We start from the raw sequence: 21,457 nt of genomic DNA on the forward strand, positions 1-21,457 counted from the left end.
GGTTACCACTTTTTGTTTTGGTTGTTAGGAGCACTTTTTTGTCGTGCTTGTAGAATCATTTGCGCTTTAAGCAATTGGCTCGGATCACGCGCGCTTTCTACTTGCTCAAGTTTTCGCATATCAGGATCGCTCGACATAGGTTGACCTGATACTTGTGCCGCAGCTTGTTGATCGTTGTTATCAGTGTCTTCCTTAGCAGCCTCTTGTGTTTGTGCTGCCTGAGATACTGAGTCACCCTTGTCCTGTGGCTGTTTATCTTCTTGGCTGCCGCTTTGACTTTGCGACTTCCCATTGTCAGCTGAGCTTTGTTGTTGATCCTGCGAGCTTTGCGAAGAATCATTTTGCTGACCTTGCTGACCTTGCTGACCTTGCTGACCTTGCTGACCTTGCTGACCTTGCTGGTCTTGCTCGTTTTGGTCTTTGGACTCAGAATCGTCTTGCTGTTGCTGTTGCTGTTGCTGTTGCTTCTGAGCCTGTTCGACAATCTCTAGATTCTTCTTCGCATAAGCATGTTCAGGGTTGCTTTCGAGAATGCGTTGATACTCTTTTATCGCTTGGTCGTATTTACCTTGCTTTGCTTGTGCATTGGCGAGGTTGTAGCGAGCATCTTCGCCAGAAAGGTCTTGCAGTGTCTGTTCGGCCGCTTCGAAATCACCGGCTTTGTATTGCGCAATGCCTTTCCATTCTTGCTGTTCGAACTGTTCTGCGGCTTGTTGAAAGTCCTCATCTTGATACAACTGATAACCTACTTGGTCATCGGTCTTCCAAGGATTTGCAAACGCAGTATTCGGTTGGCTAAACGAGACAAGTACAACTAGACCACACCAAATGACCCCTTTTCGAAATAGCCCAAGTGCAGGAAGTAACAGAAACGGTAATAACCAGAAACCGTTGTTCACTCTGGTGTTGAGCGAGTTATTGGTTTTAGTCACTTCTGATGTCGTTGCAACTCGGTCGAGGTAACTTGCGATGTGTTCAACGTCTGAGTTATCAAATTGAACTTCAGTGAACGTGCCACCAGAGCGACGAGTCAGGTCGCGCATATTGCCTACGTTAGTTTTCGCAACCACGGTCTGTCCTGAGTCGGTTTGTAACATCGAGCCTGTAGGTAACGAGATCGGCGCGCCGCTTTCCGTACCTACAGCCAAGACTGATAATGTCCAATTACTACCAGAGAGTAGTGAGTCGATCTCTTTCTTCTCTTGACCATCAATATCATCAGCAATCAGTACCAGATCGCCTTGGTAGATATGAGCGCGAGTCATCATCTCAATCGCAAGCTTAACTGCCGATGCTGCATCGCCGCCTTGGAAGGGCATGATATCTGGCGATAGGTTGGGTACGAGGTTCTTGATGGTGTTGATGTCAGACGTTAGCGGACTGATGGTGTAAGCATCTCCGGCGTATGCCACCATTCCCGTTAGGCCTTCTTTCCATAACGAAAGCAGATCCAGAGCTTTGTATCGCGCCTGTGTTAAACGGTTCGGCTTAATATCAGTGGCATACATAGACATCGACATATCCATGATCACAACTCGCGCCTGTGTTTTTTCAAAGCTTGGCTGTTCATTTTTTTCAAAGCTTGGACCGGCCAATGCGATGACACCGACTAACCACCAAACACCGAAATAAGTGCTGCGGTTTTTCGATGGCTTGCTCGATTCAGGAGCCAAATAACGGGCGATGTGTGACGCTAATAACCCTTGCTTGGATTGTCTCTTGCTAAGCCACCAAATAGCGGGCAGCACGGCAAGAGCCAAGAACCAATATGGGTAGATAAAAGTAAAGTTAGACATTGTTTCTCCTAATGGCTAACAGCATAAATGCGAAGAACATTGCCGCCGACAGTGGCCAGACAAACCACTCTTGTTGTGGTCGCCAGATCTTAGTGGCGTTAGTCACGGGCTCTAACTGGTTGATGGTGTCGTAAATCGTTGCCAGCTCTTTGCTGTCTCGCGCTCGGAAGTACTGACCGCCAGTGCGTTTGGCTATTTCCATTAGAGTACGTTCATCCAAGTCTTGAGCAGTATTGACCTTACGAGTCATGAAGAACTCTTTGACCATCATTTCACCCGCACCGACACCCACGGTGTAAATTGTGGCGTTGTATTTCTTTGCAATATCCGCCGCTTCAAGTGGATCTAATACGCCCGCGGTATTACTGCCGTCACTGAGTAGAATCATTACACGCTGAGGAGCGTCGCTGTCGACAAAGGTTTTGGTGGCAAGGCCGATACCATCACCGATCGCAGTTTGAGTACCAATCAGCTTTAGCACTGCCTGATTCAGCTGTTGTGAAAGCGTGTCTCTATCTAACGTCAGTGGCGTCTGCAAGTAGGCGTGATCAGCAAATAGTACAAGTCCGACTCGATCGCCTTTACGGCGCTCAATAAAGTCACTCAATACATGTTTCACCGCAGATAAGCGATCGATGTATTCGCCATTGAATTGCATGTCTTCTTGGCTCATCGAGTAGGAGAGGTCTACAACCAACATCAAATCACGGTGCTTCGGCTGAAATTCAACCGGTTCACCGTACCAAACTGGGCGTGCCATGGCCGTTACCAATAAAAGCCAGATGATGACCGACAAAGCTTTGGGTAAGCGGCTGCTTGGTGTTTTGGTATTGCTGTCCTCGGGCAAAAACGGAAGCCTAAGGGCACTGCTTGATTCTGATTTTGGTGAGAACAAGTAAACAAGGATTGGCAATGGCGCTAGGAAAAACATCCACCACCAAACAAACTCGATATTTAGTAAGCTCGTGTTTAAAAGATCAGTCATAACGACCTCGCTTTGGAGGAAGGGCTTTACGAAGCCAGGTTTCGCAATCATTAACCAATTGTTGTTGTGCCTTTTTCTGTTCGTCGCTCATTAAGGCTGTATCTTGGTAGAGCGCTTGTTGCCATTGCGATTGCTTTGCGGAGAATAACGGCTTTGCCAATTGCGCATCTAAGAACGTCAACCAATCATCACCAGACAAGCCTGCCACTTTTTCACGTGGGAAATAGCTCAGTGCTGCTTGACGAACGATGTTTTGAGCTGTGCTCGGAGACAAAGCATTTGAAGACTGACTATTACGAAAGCAAGCAAGTGCTTCGTTCTTCGCGTATTGGTTCTTTTGTCTGCGTTTTACAATGAAAAACACTAAGGCGATCAGAGCAATAGCCGTAATAATCACAGCCCACCAACCCCATGCCAAAGGCCACCATGATGGTGCGCTTGGCGTAATAATCGGGCTCAGGTCGAGAGGTTGATTCATGACTGAACTCCTGATACTTGGCTCATTAACGATTGCGCACAAGACAATGAACTGTATGGGATCGCCAGAGAAAGGCTCATTTGCATCAGTTGTTGTTGCTTCTGATCAAATACGTGACTGAGCTTTTCTTTTTCCTTGCTTGATGAAAAGTTAAACCATTGCGTTTTATTGCCGTCGGTGATCTGTTTTGAACCTTTGAAAGCAGTGACACCTTGCTCTAATGGATCGTAAAAATGCACCAAGCGAACTCGATTATGTCGACGTATTTGATTGATAAGTGAGTAATTACTTTCGTTATAACGGACGAAATCACTGAGTATAATGATATCGCTTCCTTTCGGGCAAAGCTGGTGAAGAGATTTCAGCCCATGCTCTAAGGTTGTGTCGCTGTAATTGCCTGGGTTGGTCAGCGCTGCGTTATTGATTTCTATGACTTTTTGTAAAATACGTAGCGGAGCGTGGTTGCTAGCACTGGGTTTAATCTCAATGATCTCTTGGCCAGTATCGATCACTGCGCCAATACGGTCTTTTTGAGCGACGGTTAACCAGCAAAGTTGGCTGGCAAAGTGCGCGAGTTGAACCGATTTAAGCAACAAGGTTGAGCCGAAAATCATACTGCTCGACAGATCTAAGAACAAAATCACAGGCTGTTCTCTTTCTTCAGAAAACAGTTTGGTATGCGCCTTGCCTGTTCTCGCCGTGACGCGCCAATCAATGCTGCGGATGTCGTCGCCCGCCTGATATTGACGAACCTCAGAGAAATTCATCCCGCGACCTTTACGATTGCTCTCGTGTTGACCGTTTAGTTGCGACCACAGGCTCTTGGCTGGAGGCAACCAGCGAACAGACTGCGCTTTGTATTGCAGCAGTTCGTCCAGATTTAACGTGACACCGTCACTATGGTTGGGTAATTGATTATTCATGCGCTTATCCCTATGCGCTACCAACCAACGAGATAAGGTGTGCGATCACTTGGTTTGCAGTGACCCCTTCAGCTTGTGCGTGGTAGCTACGAAGCAGGCGGTGGCGCAATACAGGGAATGCCATCACTTGAACATCTTGTGGAGTAACATAGTCGCGGCCAGCAAGCCAAGCGTGAGCACGGGCACAACGGTCTAACGCAATGGTTGCACGCGGGCTAACACCCATGTCTAACCATTGATCAAGCTGGTCGCTGTATTGCTTAGGTTGGCGAGTCGCCATTACCAGTCTGATGATGTACTGCTCAATGGTGTCTGCCATGTGAATGCTGAGTACTTCTTGGCGGGCTTCAAAGATCGTTTGCTGAGATATCTCTTGTGGCTGAACAGATTCGTTGCCTTGAGCTTCGCCTCGGTTCAGGCGCAAGATCTCCAGCTCACTTTCCATGTCTGGATAAGCCACTTCTAAATGCAGCAAGAAACGGTCTAATTGAGCTTCCGGCAGCGGGTAAGTGCCTTCTTGCTCAATTGGGTTTTGCGTTGCCATTACCAAAAACAGATCAGGCAGAGCATAGGTTTTTCGACCTGCGGTCACCTGTTTTTCAGCCATCGCTTCAAGCATTGCGGCTTGCACTTTCGCCGGAGCACGGTTGATCTCATCCGCTAGAATTAGTGAGTTAAAAATCGGGCCAGATTGGAATGTGAACTCTCCCGTTTCTGGACGGAAAATATCGGTACCAGTTAGGTCGGCAGGCAATAGATCGGGGGTAAATTGAATACGATGAAAATCTCCCTCGACACAGTCAGCTAGCGACTTTACGGCGCGGGTTTTTGCCAACCCCGGAGGCCCTTCAACAAGGATATGACCATCTGCCAGTAAGGCGATCATCAGTTGTTTTACGAGCTCTTGCTGACCAATGATTTGAGACTCTAGGTAGTTTTGAAGGATTTCGAAGTTATTTTTATGCATTTTTGGACTCTCTGGGGGCCATTTGATTCTTATTTTGAGTATTGGTCACTTATTAATAGGAAAAAGTTCCAGTACATCTACGTAATTTATTTTTCCAAAAATGGAATGATTTACAAGTGTTTAGCCAAAGTACAGTTAAGCCCAACGTTTTTACCATAGTCAGACTTAAAAGGCGTGCTTTAGTGTTAACCAAAAGTTGTCGTCTTCATCGGTATTTATCGCCATGCTCGTTTCCTTAGTAATGTTGTGGCCAACTTGGGTGACGAGTTCAAACAAGCGAATCTTTCGTCCATTTACGCTGTAGGTATATTGAGGTACCAAATTGACGAACCAGTCGTCGGCGACTTGCCAGCGAATAAAGGTATACAAGGTCACAATTGATGTATCTGGAAACAGCGTTTTTCGAGCTTGCTTGTCGTCTGTCCACGTTTCGCCATATAGAAGGGCAGGGTTGATCCTAAGTTTGTCTGAGATAGGGATTATTTGGATGGCGCCAACAGAAGCTCGGTTAACGGGAATTGCATTGGCATTGTTGCGCTGCATATCAACAAACAACCCCGTCCCACTCTGTTTATAGATCGAAAAGTGGCGTAGATGTAGAGTTTCAAAATCGTCTTTAAATTGAATGAAGCTGTTGTGACCGAATGCACTGTCGGGGCTATTGAATCCAAATTGCGCGATGGCACCATATCCGTTAGTCCCTGTTCGTATTCCCAGAAATGAGCTCAGCGCGGTAGGATCGTCTAGGTCTTCTATTTGTCCTTGTCCTTGCTCTTGCTCTGGTTTTCGTTCTGGTTCGAGTTCTTCTGTATGTGCTGCTTGGGATGTAAAAAGAAAAGAGATGATCGACAACAGGGGTAGTAGTTTAAGTAGCATGGCAACCTCAGAAAATTGATGGTATTCGGTCATAGATGGCAGGCGGGGAACCTGCCATTTCGTAGGTTTATTAATAGGTTATTCAGATGGAGAGTATTACCCCGAACAAGGGATCATGAGCTCGAAGTTGTTGGTCGTGGTGTAGAAGGTTCTTGGGTAGTATTCCCCCATCACCGGGGCGATATCTTTATCTTGCTGGATGTTTTGTATGGCGTGGCTAAACTCCGGCGCTGCGAGCATGTGACGGATTTGAACAATCGATGCATCTTCATCAATAATGCCATCACCATCGTCTGCCATTGGTAACCAACCTACACCACATTGGGCAAAAGCGTTACGTGGTCTGTCGGCAGCGCGGCTCACGGCGACAGTGTAATAGCCGTCCTTGTCCACCGGAATCGCTTCATCGTAAAGGCAGTCGTTGACTTTGGTTACAGCGAAGCCTTTGTTCGAGCAGACCGACCAGTAACGGAGGTCACCTTTAGTCATTTTTTTAACGCCATGGAAAGTTTTTGGTGTAACGGGAGCCTTGGCTCTGAGGACAAATACAGGGCCATGTTTGCGATTAACGACGGTTCTAATGTAGTTGTTATCAAGATTTGGGTAGAAGCCACCCGTGCTTCGTCTCGCTTCAGGATTTATTTTTCCTGTGTAAATACCTAACAAGCTTTCTCGGTCGAGCTGAATGTGCCAAGTCGATGGATTGGTTGCGGGGAAGCCTGCGGGCTTGTTGGGTTGTGTAACCAATTCACGATACTTCTCGACTGGGATTCCCAGGGCATTTAATTGAGCTTTTAACGGTTGCGCACTTTGCAGCGAGTCACACGCTTCTTGTCCACGAAGTTCCTTTCCTGAAGCAAGCGTGACGACTGGCTGAGGTAATGCTGTATTTCCAGTGCCATCACTGTTTTCGTCTTTTGCGTAGATGCGGTAGATGATCACCTGCTGATTAGCTGAAGATTTTGGCGCATGCAGTTCATCCATTTCTGCGCCATCACGTATTTGGCCTGCGGTGTAATCAGTTTTTGGTTGAGCGTTGAGAATATTGACTTGGTAGCTTCTAAGAACGCTATCGCGCTGATTGCCTTCTCTGAAAGGGTTTACGCTGCTTTGGCTGGGTTTGATCATGTAGTCGGGTAAAGATTGTACTGGTCTTCCACGGTCATCATAGCTAATGAACGACATGTAGCGAGAATGTGGGAATTGTCCTTCTAATTTTAGCTTGGCACCATCAGGTACCGTAAAAGCTGCTCCCCAATATTTTACCGCAGCATCGGGGTAGGCAACGTTGATGTATGGGTCTGCAGAGACGGGACCATAACGGAAGAAACAGGTTCTTTCACCGGGGATCCCCTCAAATTTATCGTTGGCTACTGAGACTGTACTCCAGCTAGCGCAGGTAATTAATACTGTTGCTATCGAGCCTTTAAAGAGCCAACGGCTCAATGTGTTTACGCATGGCATTTGCATTCTTGAATCCTCATTTCACGACCTTGTGGTTTTTCCTAGCTTTTTTATTCGATTAATTGTTAGTCTGTATTTAACAATTAATTAACAAGCTATCAGGGGTTGGATGAGAACAATGTGTAAAATCTTACATTCTAATTTCGTTCCTACGATGAGTAGTGAAGAACAACATTCGATGCTTGAGCTGATGTTAAGACATGATCCCACGCTAAATCAGCTACATCCGAAAGCCGTTGAAGAGATAGTCGGTGCTGCAAGAATTGAAGCCTATAAGGTTCCGACTTTGCTCAATTCCGCCTATACCGCTGTCGATACCATGCGCCTTGTGGTTAAGGGACATATCGAACTGATGAGTTACAGTGAAAGTGGTGATGAGGCGTGCATTGCCATGCTAGGTCCAAACAGCTGGTTGACGTGGATAGGCTGTTTTGATGAACAACCGACCAACCATAACTTCTACTCATCTTCTGATGCGATTGTCGTGGCTATTCCTGTCAAAAAAATGAGAGATATCGCTGACCGTTATCCAGAACTCTATAAAATTGCAATTCGTGAAATCAGCTTTCGATTCCGGCTTTTGATGGAGTGGACGACAGAATCTGTACTGCTTAAAAATGAATTTCGGGTCGCTAAGTTACTGTTATTAGTCAGTCGTTTAAATGGGATGCCGAACGAACTCAATCCGATCTTGTATACCCAAGATAAGTTGGCGCATCTGTCTAGGTGTACCCGTCAAACACTCAGCCGCTCTCTCCAACAATTGGCGAAAGAAGGCATGATTGAAATAGGTTATCGCCGCATTGATATCATTAATGAGGACAAACTTAATGCCTTCATATCTGAAGGGTTAGCGTGTTAAGCATCATTAAATAACCCAAGCGAATACTAATAAGATAATAATATTGACCTCGATAATCTTTATCCCAAGAGAAAATGATTGAGCCGTTACATCACATTTGCAATTTTTTGAGAGAAAAGTCTCTAGTTTTATTAGTTGTGGCCGATACATCACTCAGATTGTGCATTGCTTGTTGGAGTGCACTAAAAAAGTCCTGTTCAGGGTATACCAATAACGAGCGATTCTTTTTAAAGGTCCAAATATGTTTAAAACTAACTCTCTGAGTATCAAGCAAAAAGTTGTACTTGGAATTACCTTTGCGGTTCTGGCTTCTACGGTCATCGTAGGTGCGATGGCGCAACAACAAGCAAGAGATGTATTGAGCCATCGATTGGTTGATATTGAGCTTCCTGGAATGCTTGAGCGAATCAACGGTGAAATTGATCGTGAAGTCTCTCAGCTGTTGTTGGCAGCGGAGCAAATTGCTTCGAATGAATTCATTTCTGACGCTATCGATTCGACTGAACGTGATGCGGATATTGAGAATAAGCTAGTTAAACAACTGAATAACGTGCGTAACCAATACCAGTTAAACGATGCATCGGTTGCCAACCGTGAAACAGCTTACTACTGGAATCAAGATGGTTTCTTACGCCAGCTAAACCAACAACAAGATGGTTGGTTCTTCGGTTTTACTCAGTCAGGCCAGCCAACTATGGTGAGCATGTTCCAAGAAGCCAATGGTGAAGTGAAGATGTTTGCCAACTACCAACAGCCTTCTGGTTTGGCGATGTCAGGTCTATCAAAATCGATGGATGACATGGTTAACCTGCTGAACGGTTTCAAGATTGAAAATACAGGCTTTGTATTTTTGACCGATAGCCAAGGTGATGTACAAATTCACCGTGAGCGCTCACGCAGCGACTCGTCACTTCAACAACTTTACGGCCCTCAAGCCAGTCAGCTACTGAATAAGTCAGGCTTCAACTTGATTACCACTGAAAGCCAAGGCCAAGAGCTGTTCGTTGCGAGTTTATACGTGTCGTCGATGGACTGGTTTGTCATTGGTGTGGTACCAACAGGCGAAGTATTTGCTGAGCTAGATGAGACGGCACAAAAGATGCTGATCATGACGGCGGTTGTGGCATTAGCGTTTATCCTAATGGGTGTAGTACTGGCGAACAGCATTACTCAGCCGATTAAACTTTTGGCTAAGCGTTTCGGCGACCTAGGTGAAGGCGACGGTGACCTTGCGCAGCGTATCGAAGTGAAAGGCAATGATGAAATCGCTCAGCTTTCAAAAGGCTTCAATGGGTTCATTGAAAAGATTCACGAGTCGATGAAAGAGGTGTGTTCGACAAGCCAAGCGCTTCAAGTGGCAGCAGAGAGTGTTTCTAATAAAGCACATATCACCCATGACAACAGCCAAGAGCAACGTGATCAAACCCTTCAAGTGGTTGCTGCCATTAACCAAATGGGTATGACCATCAGCGAGATTGCATCGAACGCGGCAACCGCAGCTGAAACGGCAACACAAGCTTCGGGTAATACTGAAGTTGGCCGCTCTGTGGTTAACAAAGCAAAAGATGCGATTAGCCGTTTGGCGCAAGACATCGAAAGCACCGGGCAGGTAGTAGAGCAACTGGCTTCTACTACTCAAGATATCGGCTCTATTCTGGGTGTTATCCGTGATATTTCTGAGCAAACCAACTTACTTGCATTGAACGCTGCGATTGAAGCTGCGCGTGCCGGTGAGCAAGGTCGTGGGTTTGCAGTCGTTGCGGATGAAGTTCGTAACCTAGCAAGTCGTACTGCGGATTCAACGGAAGAAATTCAGAAGATGATCAACCAACTGCAAAGCGATGCGAAAGATGCGGTAACGGCAATGAGTGCAGGTAAGGTTATTACCCTTGAGGGTGTATCTGCATCGGATGAAGCGGTAGACGTATTGGGTGGTATCTCAGACCGTATCGTTGATATTACTGACCGTAACACGCAAGTTGCTACGGCAACGGAAGAGCAATCGACCGTGGTTCACACCATCAACCAGAACATTGAAGAGATCAACGCAATCAATGAAGTGACAACCGGTACTGCTGAGCAACTTGCAGAGGCGAGCCAAGAGCTTCGTGACTTGTCTTCTCGTCTAGATAAGATGGTTGGTTCGTTTAAGCTTTAACCCTTTCAAGCTGTAACATGGCTTAGATAGCGGCATAGACTAAGAGCTGGATTCATTTAATCATGAATCCAGCTCTTTTTATTTTGTGGTTTTGTTTCTTTCTAACTGACCTTAGCTTGATCTGGTTTCGGGCTTTGCTTTCAATCAACCTAGCATCACAGAGCGGAAATGAGTAAAATCTGATTAGGTTTAATATTTAGGTAAGTATCATGAGCGATTTTGAAAAAGAACTAGAGCAGATGACTCAAGAGATGGGCGATGAGCCTGAGGTAAAACTACCATCACTTGAAGAGCAAAAAGCAATTGTTGCTGAGTTCAAGCGATTAGAAGCGGAAGGCAAACTGACACCTGAAGTGTTAGAAAAGCATTTTGGCCAGTTCAATAAAACAAGTGATACGCCAATTCACTAAGTTTCAATTGAGCAAGCCTATATCTTTATCGGTTAGATAGGATGGCTTTTAGCTCAAACAGACAAAGGTCTAGTATTCGCTAGGCCTTTTTTGTTTTTATGCTGAACAGACAACGCGCGATCTGTTTAATGAAAGTAAAACTAGTCGTCTTAAATGAAAAATCCCCCTTACAAGGTAAGAGGGATTCGATATGGGCAAGTTATATCCTAAAAAGACGAACTGATTAGTCTGTGCCGTATTCTTTGTACAAACGACGACATGCGCGGCCATCGCTGTGGAACAGGTGACAACGGTGTGCTGGAATACCAATCGCCAACTTGTCACCTGATTCGATTTTCAACGTGTCTGGCTGGCGATAGATAACATCAGCATCAGCACTTTCAAGGTTTAGGTAAACCTGAGTTTCGTTACCTAGTTTCTCTACCATCATCACGTCAGCTTCAATCGTCGCGTCACCTGATTCAGCAGACATCAAGTGTTCAGGGCGAATACCCAGAGACATACGATCGCCAGCATTAACTGTCGTCCCGTCAACAGGAATCCAGAAAGTCATGCCATTAGAAAGTTGTACCAACACGCGTTCTGCTTCAGCTTGCTCGATGTGAACTGACATGAAGTTCATCTTCGGCGAGCCAATAAAGCCTGCAACGAAACGGTTTTGAGGGTAGTGGTAAAGGTCAAGCGGCTTACCGACTTGAGATACATAACCACCATCAAGAACAACGATCTTATCTGCCATTGTCATCGCTTCCACTTGGTCGTGGGTAACGTAGATCATCGTGCAACCAAGTTGACGTTGTAGCTTAGTGATTTGTGAACGCATTTGAACACGCAGCGCAGCATCTAGGTTAGATAGCGGCTCATCCAGTAGGAATACGTTAGGTTGAGAAACTAGAGTACGACCAATCGCAACACGTTGACGTTGACCACCAGAAAGTGCTTTAGGTTGACGCTCAAGAAGGTGACCAAGCTGAAGGATTTCTGCAGCATGCTCAACACGCTTGTCGATTTCAGCTTTGTTTGCGTTTGCTAACTTAAGGCCGAAAGACATGTTGTCGTATAGGTTAAGGTGAGGGTAAAGCGCGTAAGATTGGAATACCATACCTACGCCACGCTTTGATGGCTCAACGTCGTTCATGCGTTGGTCGCCAATGTACAAATCACCAGACGTAATGTCCTCTAGACCTGCGATACAGCGTAATAGCGTCGATTTACCACAACCTGATGGTCCAACGAATACTACGAACTCACCTTCGTTGATGTCTAAGGTTACGTCCTTAGAAATCTGTACATCACCATATGATTTATAAACGTTTTTTAACGTGACACTCGCCATCTAGCTTGTCCTCGATCGATCAAATTTTAAGTTTTACTGCTTATCATTATAAGAAATTTTTGGGTCAGCAGTAACTGTAGGAATGGGTAAGTATTGAGTGAGTAAGAAAAAAGTGGGTGAGACTTGGCTTCTTTAACCAAGCCCACCCGTCATAGCCAAACTGATGTCCATTTCCCCCACATCCAGCTAAACCTCCCCCGTGATTCAATCACAGATTTAGCTCGATGCTAATAATAAGACACCAGCGAGCAGTGAAGCCAACTAAATGAATAATGCGTCAACGCATAACACTTGCCGGTAAAGGGTTCTTACTATCCACTCTTGGATGACTGCAGTTTCGGTGAATTAGCGTAAGGGTACATCCTCCTAATGGAAAATTAACTAGGGGGAGTAGGAGGGGAGGAGTAGATAAATGGGGTTATCCTCAATTGGCGATCCAGTTCAAATAAATCCACCACATAACGGTGATGTTGATCACGATGACTATACGTTTTGTGATTTCAGTCTCTAATCTGACCGGATGGCGATCACGAATTTAAGCCATAATAGCTAGGGCGTAGTGGCTAGGATGATGAGCTATGGTCTGTTTTCTCAGATCATAACCTCCGAAAACTGGCTCGTCTTGGTAGATGTGCCCTACGTATAAATATAAAAAGGATATTCACATGAAAAACGCTCTAAGCGCTGTAGCTCTAGGTACAATAGTTGCTCTGGGTTCTTTTGGTGCAAATGCTGCTATCGAAGAAGGACAACTAACAATCTGGGTAGGTGGTGACAAAGCTTATGAAGGCATGGCTGAAGTAGGTAAACGCTTCGAAGAAGATACTGGTGTTAAAGTAACCGTTGCTTTCCCTGATAAGCTAGAAGAGAAATTCCCTCAAGTAGCAGCAGCTGGCGATGGCCCAGACATGATCTTCTACGCTCATGACCGTTTTGGCGGCTATGCAGAAGCAGGGCTTCTTGTGGATATCAAACCTTCTAAAGAAACTAAAGAAGGTATCGTAGACTTCGCATGGGACGCTGTTTCATACGAAGGTAAAACAATCGCATACCCTGTAGCGGTTGAGTCAGTTTCACTAATCTACAACAAAGCACTTGTTCCTAACCCTCCTAAGTCATGGGAAGAAATCCCAGCACTTGATGCTGAACTTAAAAAAGATGGCAAAAAAGCGATCATGTGGCCTCTACGTGGCGGCGCTTACTTCACATGGCCTCTACTTGCAGCTGACGGCGGTTACGCATTCAAACAGACTGCAGAAGGTTACGACATTAAAGATGCGGGCGTAGCGACTGACGGTGTTCAGAAGTCTCTAGGTTTCATCGAGAAGATGGTACAAGACAAAGTTATCTCTGCAGACATGGATTACTCAGTTGCTGAGTCTGAATTTGTTGCGGGTAATGTTGCAATGACAATTAACGGCCCTTGGGGTTGGGAAAACATCAAGAAAGCTGGCGTAGATTACGGCGTAACAACTTTACCTAAATTCAACGGTAAAGCGTCTAAACCTTTCGTTGGTGTATGGGCGGGTGGTATCAGCACTGCTTCTCCAAACCGCGACCTAGCTGTTGAGTTCATGGAAAACTACCTACTAACTGATGAAGGTATGAAGAGCCTAAACGACGACAAGCCACTAGGTGCAGTTGCTCTTAACTCTTTCCAACGTCAACTAGACAGCGATACTCGTATTGCAGCAACGATGGACAACGCGATGAACGGTGAAATCATGCCTAACATCCCTCAGTTCACAACATTCTGGTACAGCATGGAAGAAGCGATCGGCAACGTAGTTGACGGCCGTCAATCAGTAGACCAAGCACTAAAAGCTGCTGAAGGTCGCATGACTAAGTAACAACCAAGCACTACCTTTTAAGGAGGGGGTAACCTCTCCTTACTTTTCTATTTTTTATCTATATCGCTAGCAGGTTCCTCTATGCAGTCAGTTCAAGGTACAGATGCTATCCCAGCACCATCAAGCCTTCCAGGCAGTAAAAGCGTCTTCATCAAATGGGGGTTGCTTGGTAGCGTTGGCTTAATAAACGGCTACGCTACAATTCTAATGTATTCTCGCGGTGAGCTCGCTTTTGCGCTGCTTACAGTGATCTTAACGGCTTTGGCACTTTACATTTTTGGTAGTAAGAAAACTTACGCCCACCGTTATATTTACCCAGGTATTGCCGGAATGATCTTGTTCATTCTTTTCCCATTGGCATACACCGTAGGGCTTGCGTTTACTAACTACAGCGCGAAAAACCAGCTTTCTCTTGAGCGTACTCAAACCGTTCTTTTAGACCGTTCTTTCCAAAGCGGTGAGAGCTACCCATTTACTTTGTACAAGACAGATGATGGTCACCAGATCGTCGTAAAAGATGGCGACCAACTGTTAGCGACTGACGTATTTTCTCTAGACAATATGACAGAAACAGAGATGGACTTATCTGTCATCGAGTCTGCGCAAGGTGAAAAAGAGAAGATCAAAGCGATCATCCAAAACCGAGCAGCGATCAGTGGTGTTGATTTCAATCTACCGGACGGTGGTGACATCCGCATGAGTGGCTTACGTAAGTTTGCTTCTGTTGCTCCGCTTTACACCCTTCAAGACGATGAAGAAACGTTAATCAACAATGAAACGGGTGAAGTTCTCAAGCCAAATATGGATGTGGGTTTCTACCAGCCTGTTGATGCAAACGGTGAGTTTACGGGTAATACCATCTCTCCCGGTTTCGTGGTTAGCATTGGTACACATAACTTTGAGCGTGTATGGAAAGATGATGGCATTAAAGAACCATTTATCAGCATCTTTATTTGGACGGTTATCTTCTCGGTATGTACCGTAGCGTTCACGCTAGTTATCGGTCTTGTACTGGCTAACATCGTGCAATGGGAAGAGTTGAAAGGTCGTTCTATTTATCGTGTTCTACTGATTCTGCCTTACGCCGTCCCTGCGTTTATCTCGATTCTTATCTTTAAGGGTTTATTCAACCAAAGCTTTGGTGAGATCAACATGGTGCTAGAGAATATCTTCGGCTTAAGCCCTAACTGGTTCTCAGACCCGATTCTTGCGAAAACCATGGTGTTGATGGTTAACACATGGCTCGGTTTCCCTTACATGATGATTCTATGTATGGGTCTGCTTAAAGCGATTCCTGATGATTTATACGAAGCGTCAGCAATCGATGGTGCGAACTTCTTGGATAACTTTAAGCGCATTACGTTCCCATTGATGATTAAACCGCTTACACCGCTATTGATTGCAGCGTTTGCCTTTAACTTCAACAACTTCGTAATGATTCAACTATTGACGAACGGTGGCCCGAACATGATTGGTACTTCTGAGCCAGCGGGTTACACAGACTTGCTTGTAAGCTACACATACCGAATTGCATTCGAAGGCGGCGGCGGTCAAGACTTCGGTCTAGCAAGTGCTATCGCAACGCTTATCTTCCTATTGGTTGGTGCACTAGCGTTACTAAACCTTCGTTTCACTAAACTGTCTCAAGATTAAGGAGCACGACAATGGCTATGGTACAAGGTAAAGGCCTTAAATACCGAGTGTGGGCAACACATGCAGTGTTGTGGTGCTTCTTGGCAATGATTATCTTCCCACTACTGATGATCATCGCGATCTCGTTCCGTGAAGGTAACTTCGCAACCGGTAGTTTGATTCCAGATAACCCGTCATTGGAACACTGGAAGCTAGCATTAGGTATGTCAGTGACGAACGCAGATGGCTCGGTAACGTCACCTCCGTTCCCAGTACTGACTTGGTTGTGGAACTCGATCAAAGTGGCGGGTGTTACATCGATTTTAATCGTGGCACTGTCAACGACATCGGCTTACGCATTTGCTCGTATGCGCTTCAAAGGTAAAGAAACTATCCTGAAAGCGATGATGATTTTCCAAATGTTCCCAGCAGTACTGGCTCTAGTAGCAATCTACGCGCTGTTTGACAAACTTGGTCAATACATTCCGTTCTTAGGCTTGAACACACACGGTGGTCTAATCTTCTCTTACCTAGGTGGTATTGCACTGCACGTATGGACGATTAAGGGTTACTTTGAAACGATTGATAACTCTCTGGAAGAGGCAGCAGCCCTTGATGGTGCAACGCCTTGGCAAGCATTCAGACTGGTTCTACTACCGTTGTCTGTGCCAATCCTAGCGGTTGTGTTCATCCTGTCATTTATCGCAACAGTTGGTGAAGTACCAGTAGCATCTATACTACTTACAGATGTGAACTCTTATACGCTAGCAGTAGGTATGCAGCAGTACTTATACCCTCAGAACTACCTATGGGGTGACTTTGCGGCAGCGGCTGTACTATCAGCACTTCCGATTACTATCGTGTTCTTACTTGCTCAACGTTGGTTAGTTGGCGGTTTGACGGCAGGTGGTGTAAAAGGATAAGCTGTACTCTATAAGAAAGAAAAAGAGCGACCGTTAGGTCGCTCTATATTGGCATTTTTATTACATCATTTGGTTTGGCCGCCGATCAGTAATAAAAATAACCCTCAGGTTACGCATAGCTGGCTACTAATCAGGTTCCTTACGCTATTAATGATTAGTGGTTTTTGTAACTCTAACCCAGGTATTTACTTGGGTTTTTTTATGCCCGCTACTTTTTTTTGTCTTTGTGTCTGCTTTACTCGTCAACTCTTGTACCCATCACCGTTATTGTGCTGATAAGCGCTTTAATATTAAAAGCTTCGAGTCACTTCTCTCCTACACCTTTCTTGACTCATTCCTCTTACTTGAAGGCGTGAACGAGTCTCACAAATCAGACACTCAGTATAAGGGGCTGTTGATCTATTGATATATTGCTAATAATCCAATGCGTGATACTTCAATGATTTGTATGCAACAAATCATGAAATTGCACAGAAAGTGCATATAGAAACGGGATGTGGCTGTGAGTTTTAAATGGTTATAACTCAGGGATATGAAACTACACTGGAGTTATAGTTGAGAGCTAATGATCAAAACGCCGGGATGGATGAACATAGAATGGGTAGCTACAGAATGTGGATAATGAGTTCTAGCTGCTAGAACTCTTTGCTTGAAGGTGCGCAACCTAAATGCTGCAGTAATACATAGATGCTCTCTTGATCGAGTGCGACACGACGAAACAGATCCGCAAACGTTGGGTCGCCGCCGAAGCACGTCTGGATATAGTGGTTGATTTCATTGCTGTCGTAGCCTTCGACGTACAAAGTTCTAACCCATTGATACTCAACAGCCTTCAAATTGTTCAGTGTAGATTCGCTAAGAGTGGGGCGTGTGACGCTCAAGTGTGGCTCCGGGAAATTTAAGTACATCCATTATGATTGGCGGTATTTAATCAGAGCAAAATGACGACTTTATTACAGTCAAAATAAATCAGTGAACAAGTACCGATTCATTGCCACCTTTGGCTGGGTATCACGCTCTTATTGTCTGTATTGGGTGTGCAGCGGATTTGGCTGTGTAGAGCACGAAGGTATCAAATAGATCAATGCCAAGCAGGTGCTTGGCATTGTAATAGGGTTTGCAGGGGAGGAGCTGGTGGACCTTACTTAAGGTACTTCACGTGAGCTTCCATCTCTTCACCAATCTGTTTTCGCATGTTCATTAGGCGAATAGCCGAATCTCGTAATTCGATGTCTTCTGGCGTCTCTGGTATCCACTCTGGCACTTTAGTCGGGTTACCATTCTCATCGACAGCGACCATAATAACGATACAGTGAGTTGTTAGGCGGTTATTGAGCTCTTTAGGGTCGCTGGCTTGCACGTCGATAGCGATATGCATTGAAGATGAACCTGTATAGATGACCTTTGCACTTACTTCCACAAGGTTGCCTACGTGAATTGGAGCAACGAATCGAATTCCGCCTGCATAAGCTGTTATACAGTATTTACCGCTCCACCCTGCGGAACAAGCGTAGGCTGCTAAATCGATCCACTTCATTGCTGCCCCACCATGAACTTTACCACCAAAGTTCACATCCCCGGGTTCAGCTAAAAAACGCAGAGTAACGTCTCGTTTGCCATCTTGTCGGCTATTGCTACTGCTCATCTATATTCCTTCATTATTATTTTGCTGCATAACATGCTTGTTACTTACTAATAACAATATACTTAAGATGACATAAGTTAAAGCGGATAATCTCACGGTTAAGACAATTTTTTTCAAACAGATGATCAGTTGATGAATATCGGTGTTTAAAGGTGTATGAGGCGAATGGCAAACATGGATGAAGTCATAGCAAGCAAAAGATTAGAAATACTGATTAAGTCACTAGATAGGTCGATTACAAAAAAAACACCTAGCGCAATGCTAGGTGTTTCTAAGCCGTGTGGTACTCATGTCGGTACCTTTTTTGTGTTAGCCAACTAACCGCTGTTGATTTGGTTTAGTTAAAGTGACTGTATCTTAGTTACTACTAAAGTGGTAGCTATTATTGTTTTCTTATCAGCTCACTTTTACTGTTTTACAAAGTATAGATCCTTCGCGTAGATATTTCCTTTCGGATTATTGTTTGGGAAGCCCTTTAGTGTATTTCGCACTAATCGTGTGTGGTTGTAATGATATAAAGGCATAACTGCTGCAGAATCGTTGAGTAACGACTCAGCATGCTGATATAAAGCAAAGCGTTTAGACTGATCTTCCGTTTTACTCGCTTGCTGTAAGAGCTCATCATAATCTGGATTACAGTAGCCACTCTCATTTGCTGTGTGGTCACAAGTGAAGGCTTCTAACAGTGCAGAAGGCTCTGGATAGTCACCAAATGCCCATGAGCGAGCCAGCTGATAGTCGCCACTCCCTTTCGCTGCAACATAGGCTTTCCATTCCATGTTCTCCAACTCAATTTTTACGCCAAGTGGCTTCCACATCGATGCAATCGCGATCGCTATCTTTTTATGATTCTCACTGGTGTTGTACGTAAGGGTAAACTTGAGAGGCTTGTTTTCGTTGTATCCCGCTTCTTCAAGTAGAGCTTTGGCTTTGGTTAAACGCTGCTCGCTGTCTAGAGAATTGAATTCGGATAAAGGCGCTGTGTAGTCAGGAATATTATTCGGCGTCACGCTGTATGCTTCTGGCTCACCTTGACCTGTAACTTTCTCGACCAGAATCTCACGATTGACGGCCATGCTCAGTGCTTGGCGTACTCTGACGTCATCAAACGGCGCTTGACGTGTATTGAATGAATAGACGTAAGAGCCTAGTAGAGCTTGCGCTTTGATCTGCTCAGGGCTTTCTTGGATTAATTTCTGGTAGTACTCAAGCTGAACGCGATTGGTCATATCAATTTCACCCGCTTGATAACGGATAAGCTCAGCATTTTGAGATGATAAGCCCAAATAGGTCACCTTGTTGATGATTGTCGATGTGTTATCCCAATAATTTGGATTCCTCTCGACTTCAACGTATTCATTTGGCACCCATTTACTCAAAGTGTAAGCACCGTTGGTCGCGATATTTTCTGCGCGAGTCCATTGGTCGCCTTTCTCTTGAACCAACTCAGCAGGCAAAGGGAAAAAGGTCTTGATGCTCATTAAACTCATAAAGTAGGGCGTAGGTTTTGAAAGTGAAATCTCAACCGTGCGCTCATCTAATGCTTTGATGCCAAGCTTAGAGGGCTCTATATCTCCTGATAGAATCTCGCTAGCGTTCACTATGTTAGCCGTAGAAAAAACAAAACCCGTGTTATTACCTGTTTTCGGAGACACTGCGCGCTGCCAACCAAACACAAAATCAGACGCTGTGACTGGATCGCCATTTGACCATTTGAGGTTCTCTTTCAATACAAACGTCACGGTTTTGCCGTCTTTGCTGATAGACCATTCTTTGGCTTGCCCTGGGATGATTTGCCCGTCACTGTTTTCAATCACAAAGCCTTCAAACATATCATTGACGATGATGTCACCGGGCATGCCTGAATTTACGAAGCTAGGATCTAGTGTGTTGGGCTCTGCACCGTTGCCGCGTACAAAATGTTGTTCCTCAGCTAATAGTTCTTCAGCTAATGGTGCATTAGTATTAGCAGGAGCAGGAACAGTGGCAGCAAAGCTTGAAGCAGATGACAAAGCAAGTAGAGACGAGATGATCACAGGGATCGTTGGTTGAGTCATTGTAATTCCTTTTACAACTTAAACAGTACTCAATGCATTAAACCTGAGTCGGTAACATGTTGCAACCACAATGAACGCGTATTAAAAGCATTTGAAAGACTTGTGAATAAAACAACAGTGCCTACTTCGGAGTAGGCACAGTAAGAAAAGTGAGTTTGAATATTTGCCCTAAAGTGAGCGTTGGATGATGCGTTTAGCTTTGTTGAGGGAGAGGAGCCTCAAGCCTTGGTTTTCTTTTAATTTGAGCAAGAATGACACCTGAAATCACCATCACACCGCCAATGATGTGGAACTGGTTAATTTCTTCGCCAAGCCATGTCGCAGCTAATACGATCGCAACAACCGGAAGCAAGTTCATGAACATCGCGCTTGAGTCAGCACCAATGGTGTCAATCGCTTTCACCCACATCCAAGGTGCTAAAATCGAAGCGGCAACTGCGGCGTAAGCAATCAATGGGATCGCTTGTTGCGGTGGTAAAAGTTGTTCGCTGGTAAGCCAAAGTGGCGTAAGCATCGCGACAGCAAACAGACCCTGAATGTAAATCACCACCCAGCTACTGATTGGCATTTTCCAGCGTTTCAAGAGCACACAGTAAGAAGCATAAACAAAGGCCGCAATCAGCATATAGCCATCGCCTTGGGTCAATTCTTGATGGATGAAGAACAAAGGATCGCCTTTACCTAACATCAGAGCTAAGCCTGACAGTGACAATACACCACCCACAATACTCAAACTAGAAATGGACTTATGCAACAAAGGAACGCTCAGAAATACACTGATCAACGGGACTAAAGACGTGATCAATGCCATGTTTGAAGCGGTTGTGGTTAAGCCTGCGTAGTAACCTAGAGATTGGTTCAACACCATGCCCAAAAAGCCGAGGAACGCTAATTTCGATAGGTTTGGCTTAATGACAGCCCACTGCTTCATCACCGGGCGAATACAGAAAGGCGTGAGAATTAACATCGCAAAAAACCAGCGGTAAAAACTCATCGCGCTAGGTTCTATGGTGCTTGCAGCAAGCTTGTTGACGATTGCATTGGCGCCCCAGATACAGACTGTAAAAAATGGTAAGAGATAATGCATGTGAATTC

Annotated in this window: 18 protein-coding genes; 6 read left to right on the forward strand and 12 right to left on the reverse strand. The window is 45.1% G+C overall.

From position 1 onward, the window contains the following. Nucleotides 1–2: 2 nt before the first annotated feature. From CWO27_RS00485 to CWO27_RS00515, 7 genes are all read right to left on the reverse strand, one after another. Nucleotides 3–1,796 (reverse strand): vWA domain-containing protein, encoded by a 1,794-nt coding sequence (locus CWO27_RS00485; RefSeq protein WP_107898350.1) that lies wholly within the window; start codon nt 1,794–1,796, stop codon nt 3–5. Next, entirely contained in the window at nt 1,789–2,781 is a 993-nt protein-coding gene (locus CWO27_RS00490; RefSeq protein ID WP_099165817.1) for a vWA domain-containing protein, read from the reverse strand. The genes CWO27_RS00485 and CWO27_RS00490 overlap by 8 nt, the downstream gene beginning before the upstream one ends. Then, nucleotides 2,774–3,259, reverse strand: coding sequence for a DUF4381 domain-containing protein (locus CWO27_RS00495; RefSeq protein ID WP_102432313.1), 486 nt, complete (start codon nt 3,257–3,259; stop codon nt 2,774–2,776). The genes CWO27_RS00490 and CWO27_RS00495 overlap by 8 nt, the downstream gene beginning before the upstream one ends. Then, complete coding sequence (locus CWO27_RS00500) at nt 3,256–4,182, reverse strand: DUF58 domain-containing protein (RefSeq protein ID WP_102432314.1); 927 nt, start codon at nt 4,180–4,182, stop codon at nt 3,256–3,258. The genes CWO27_RS00495 and CWO27_RS00500 overlap by 4 nt, the downstream gene beginning before the upstream one ends. 10 nt (nt 4,183–4,192) lie before the next feature. Further along, a complete protein-coding gene (locus tag CWO27_RS00505; RefSeq protein ID WP_102432315.1) occupies nt 4,193–5,149 on the reverse strand; it encodes an AAA family ATPase in 957 nt (318 codons plus the stop codon). Nucleotides 5,150–5,314: 165 nt separating this feature from the next. Next, nucleotides 5,315–6,025, reverse strand: a complete 711-nt coding sequence (locus CWO27_RS00510) for a hypothetical protein (RefSeq protein WP_240699549.1) — start codon at nt 6,023–6,025, stop codon at nt 5,315–5,317. A gap of 96 nt (nt 6,026–6,121) precedes the next feature. After that, nucleotides 6,122–7,495, reverse strand: a complete 1,374-nt coding sequence (locus CWO27_RS00515) for a hypothetical protein (RefSeq protein WP_102432316.1) — start codon at nt 7,493–7,495, stop codon at nt 6,122–6,124. 112 nt (nt 7,496–7,607) lie between these two features. Here CWO27_RS00515 and CWO27_RS00520 point away from each other — a divergent pair, with 112 nt between their 5' ends. The 3 genes from CWO27_RS00520 to CWO27_RS00530 all read left to right on the forward strand — a co-directional run bounded on the left by CWO27_RS00520 (nt 7,608) and on the right by CWO27_RS00530 (nt 10,919). After that, a complete protein-coding gene (locus CWO27_RS00520) occupies nt 7,608–8,351 on the forward strand; it encodes a Crp/Fnr family transcriptional regulator (RefSeq protein WP_102432317.1) in 744 nt (247 codons plus the stop codon). Between the two features lie 241 nt (nt 8,352–8,592). Then, nucleotides 8,593–10,509: a methyl-accepting chemotaxis protein gene (locus CWO27_RS00525; protein WP_107898351.1), complete on the forward strand. Its 1,917-nt coding sequence runs from the start codon at nt 8,593–8,595 to the stop codon at nt 10,507–10,509. A gap of 209 nt (nt 10,510–10,718) precedes the next feature. Further along, entirely contained in the window at nt 10,719–10,919 is a 201-nt protein-coding gene (locus CWO27_RS00530; protein ID WP_017065689.1) for a hypothetical protein, read from the forward strand. Nucleotides 10,920–11,142: 223 nt separating this feature from the next. Here the strand turns inward: CWO27_RS00530 and malK are convergent, their stop codons facing one another. Further along, nucleotides 11,143–12,255, reverse strand: coding sequence for a maltose/maltodextrin ABC transporter ATP-binding protein MalK (gene malK / locus CWO27_RS00535; RefSeq protein WP_017060047.1), 1,113 nt, complete (start codon nt 12,253–12,255; stop codon nt 11,143–11,145). A gap of 665 nt (nt 12,256–12,920) precedes the next feature. On the opposite strand from malK, the gene malE reads away from it, so the two are divergent. From malE to malG, 3 genes are all read left to right on the forward strand, one after another. After that, complete coding sequence (gene malE, locus CWO27_RS00540; RefSeq protein WP_048661042.1) at nt 12,921–14,105, forward strand: maltose/maltodextrin ABC transporter substrate-binding protein MalE; 1,185 nt, start codon at nt 12,921–12,923, stop codon at nt 14,103–14,105. An 81-nt stretch (nt 14,106–14,186) separates the two neighbouring features. Continuing rightward, nucleotides 14,187–15,758, forward strand: a complete 1,572-nt coding sequence (malF, locus tag CWO27_RS00545) for a maltose ABC transporter permease MalF (protein WP_017060049.1) — start codon at nt 14,187–14,189, stop codon at nt 15,756–15,758. An 11-nt stretch (nt 15,759–15,769) separates the two neighbouring features. After that, on the forward strand, nt 15,770–16,660 hold the full coding sequence (gene malG / locus CWO27_RS00550; protein WP_019822930.1) for a maltose ABC transporter permease MalG: 891 nt from the start codon (nt 15,770–15,772) through the stop codon (nt 16,658–16,660). A 635-nt stretch (nt 16,661–17,295) separates the two neighbouring features. Here malG and CWO27_RS00555 read toward each other — a convergent pair. The 4 genes from CWO27_RS00555 to CWO27_RS00570 all read right to left on the reverse strand — a co-directional run bounded on the left by CWO27_RS00555 (nt 17,296) and on the right by CWO27_RS00570 (nt 21,449). Beyond that, nucleotides 17,296–17,568, reverse strand: coding sequence for a hypothetical protein (locus tag CWO27_RS00555; protein WP_048661044.1), 273 nt, complete (start codon nt 17,566–17,568; stop codon nt 17,296–17,298). Nucleotides 17,569–17,801: 233 nt separating this feature from the next. Beyond that, nucleotides 17,802–18,305, reverse strand: a complete 504-nt coding sequence (locus tag CWO27_RS00560) for an acyl-CoA thioesterase (RefSeq protein WP_019822926.1) — start codon at nt 18,303–18,305, stop codon at nt 17,802–17,804. A gap of 407 nt (nt 18,306–18,712) precedes the next feature. After that, nucleotides 18,713–20,362 carry a peptide ABC transporter substrate-binding protein gene (locus CWO27_RS00565; RefSeq protein ID WP_107898352.1) on the reverse strand — a complete coding sequence of 550 codons (1,650 nt, stop codon included), beginning with the start codon at nt 20,360–20,362 and terminating at the stop codon, nt 18,713–18,715. Nucleotides 20,363–20,555: 193 nt separating this feature from the next. Further along, nucleotides 20,556–21,449: a DMT family transporter gene (locus CWO27_RS00570; RefSeq protein WP_048661046.1), complete on the reverse strand. Its 894-nt coding sequence runs from the start codon at nt 21,447–21,449 to the stop codon at nt 20,556–20,558. Nucleotides 21,450–21,457 lie beyond the last annotated feature (8 nt).

Source organism: Vibrio sp. 10N.286.51.C3, from assembly GCF_003050065.1.
GTDB classification, from domain to species: domain Bacteria; phylum Pseudomonadota; class Gammaproteobacteria; order Enterobacterales; family Vibrionaceae; genus Vibrio; species Vibrio crassostreae.

Coding starts and splice junctions, on each gene's coding strand:
- CWO27_RS00525 (WP_107898351.1), top strand. CDS start 8,593: ATGTTTAAAACTAACTCTCTGAGTATCAAGCAAAAAGTTGTACTTGGA.
- CWO27_RS00520 (WP_102432317.1), top strand. CDS start 7,608: ATGTGTAAAATCTTACATTCTAATTTCGTTCCTACGATGAGTAGTGAA.
- CWO27_RS00530 (WP_017065689.1), top strand. CDS start 10,719: ATGAGCGATTTTGAAAAAGAACTAGAGCAGATGACTCAAGAGATGGGC.
- malE (WP_048661042.1), top strand. CDS start 12,921: ATGAAAAACGCTCTAAGCGCTGTAGCTCTAGGTACAATAGTTGCTCTG.
- CWO27_RS00485 (WP_107898350.1), bottom strand. CDS start 1,796: ATGTCTAACTTTACTTTTATCTACCCATATTGGTTCTTGGCTCTTGCC.
- malK (WP_017060047.1), bottom strand. CDS start 12,255: ATGGCGAGTGTCACGTTAAAAAACGTTTATAAATCATATGGTGATGTA.
- CWO27_RS00555 (WP_048661044.1), bottom strand. CDS start 17,568: ATGTACTTAAATTTCCCGGAGCCACACTTGAGCGTCACACGCCCCACT.
- CWO27_RS00495 (WP_102432313.1), bottom strand. CDS start 3,259: ATGAATCAACCTCTCGACCTGAGCCCGATTATTACGCCAAGCGCACCA.
- malF (WP_017060049.1), top strand. CDS start 14,187: ATGCAGTCAGTTCAAGGTACAGATGCTATCCCAGCACCATCAAGCCTT.
- CWO27_RS00515 (WP_102432316.1), bottom strand. CDS start 7,495: ATGCAAATGCCATGCGTAAACACATTGAGCCGTTGGCTCTTTAAAGGC.
- CWO27_RS00500 (WP_102432314.1), bottom strand. CDS start 4,182: ATGAATAATCAATTACCCAACCATAGTGACGGTGTCACGTTAAATCTG.
- malG (WP_019822930.1), top strand. CDS start 15,770: ATGGCTATGGTACAAGGTAAAGGCCTTAAATACCGAGTGTGGGCAACA.
- CWO27_RS00490 (WP_099165817.1), bottom strand. CDS start 2,781: ATGACTGATCTTTTAAACACGAGCTTACTAAATATCGAGTTTGTTTGG.
- CWO27_RS00510 (WP_240699549.1), bottom strand. CDS start 6,025: ATGCTACTTAAACTACTACCCCTGTTGTCGATCATCTCTTTTCTTTTT.
- CWO27_RS00570 (WP_048661046.1), bottom strand. CDS start 21,449: ATGCATTATCTCTTACCATTTTTTACAGTCTGTATCTGGGGCGCCAAT.
- CWO27_RS00565 (WP_107898352.1), bottom strand. CDS start 20,362: ATGACTCAACCAACGATCCCTGTGATCATCTCGTCTCTACTTGCTTTG.
- CWO27_RS00505 (WP_102432315.1), bottom strand. CDS start 5,149: ATGCATAAAAATAACTTCGAAATCCTTCAAAACTACCTAGAGTCTCAA.
- CWO27_RS00560 (WP_019822926.1), bottom strand. CDS start 18,305: ATGAGCAGTAGCAATAGCCGACAAGATGGCAAACGAGACGTTACTCTG.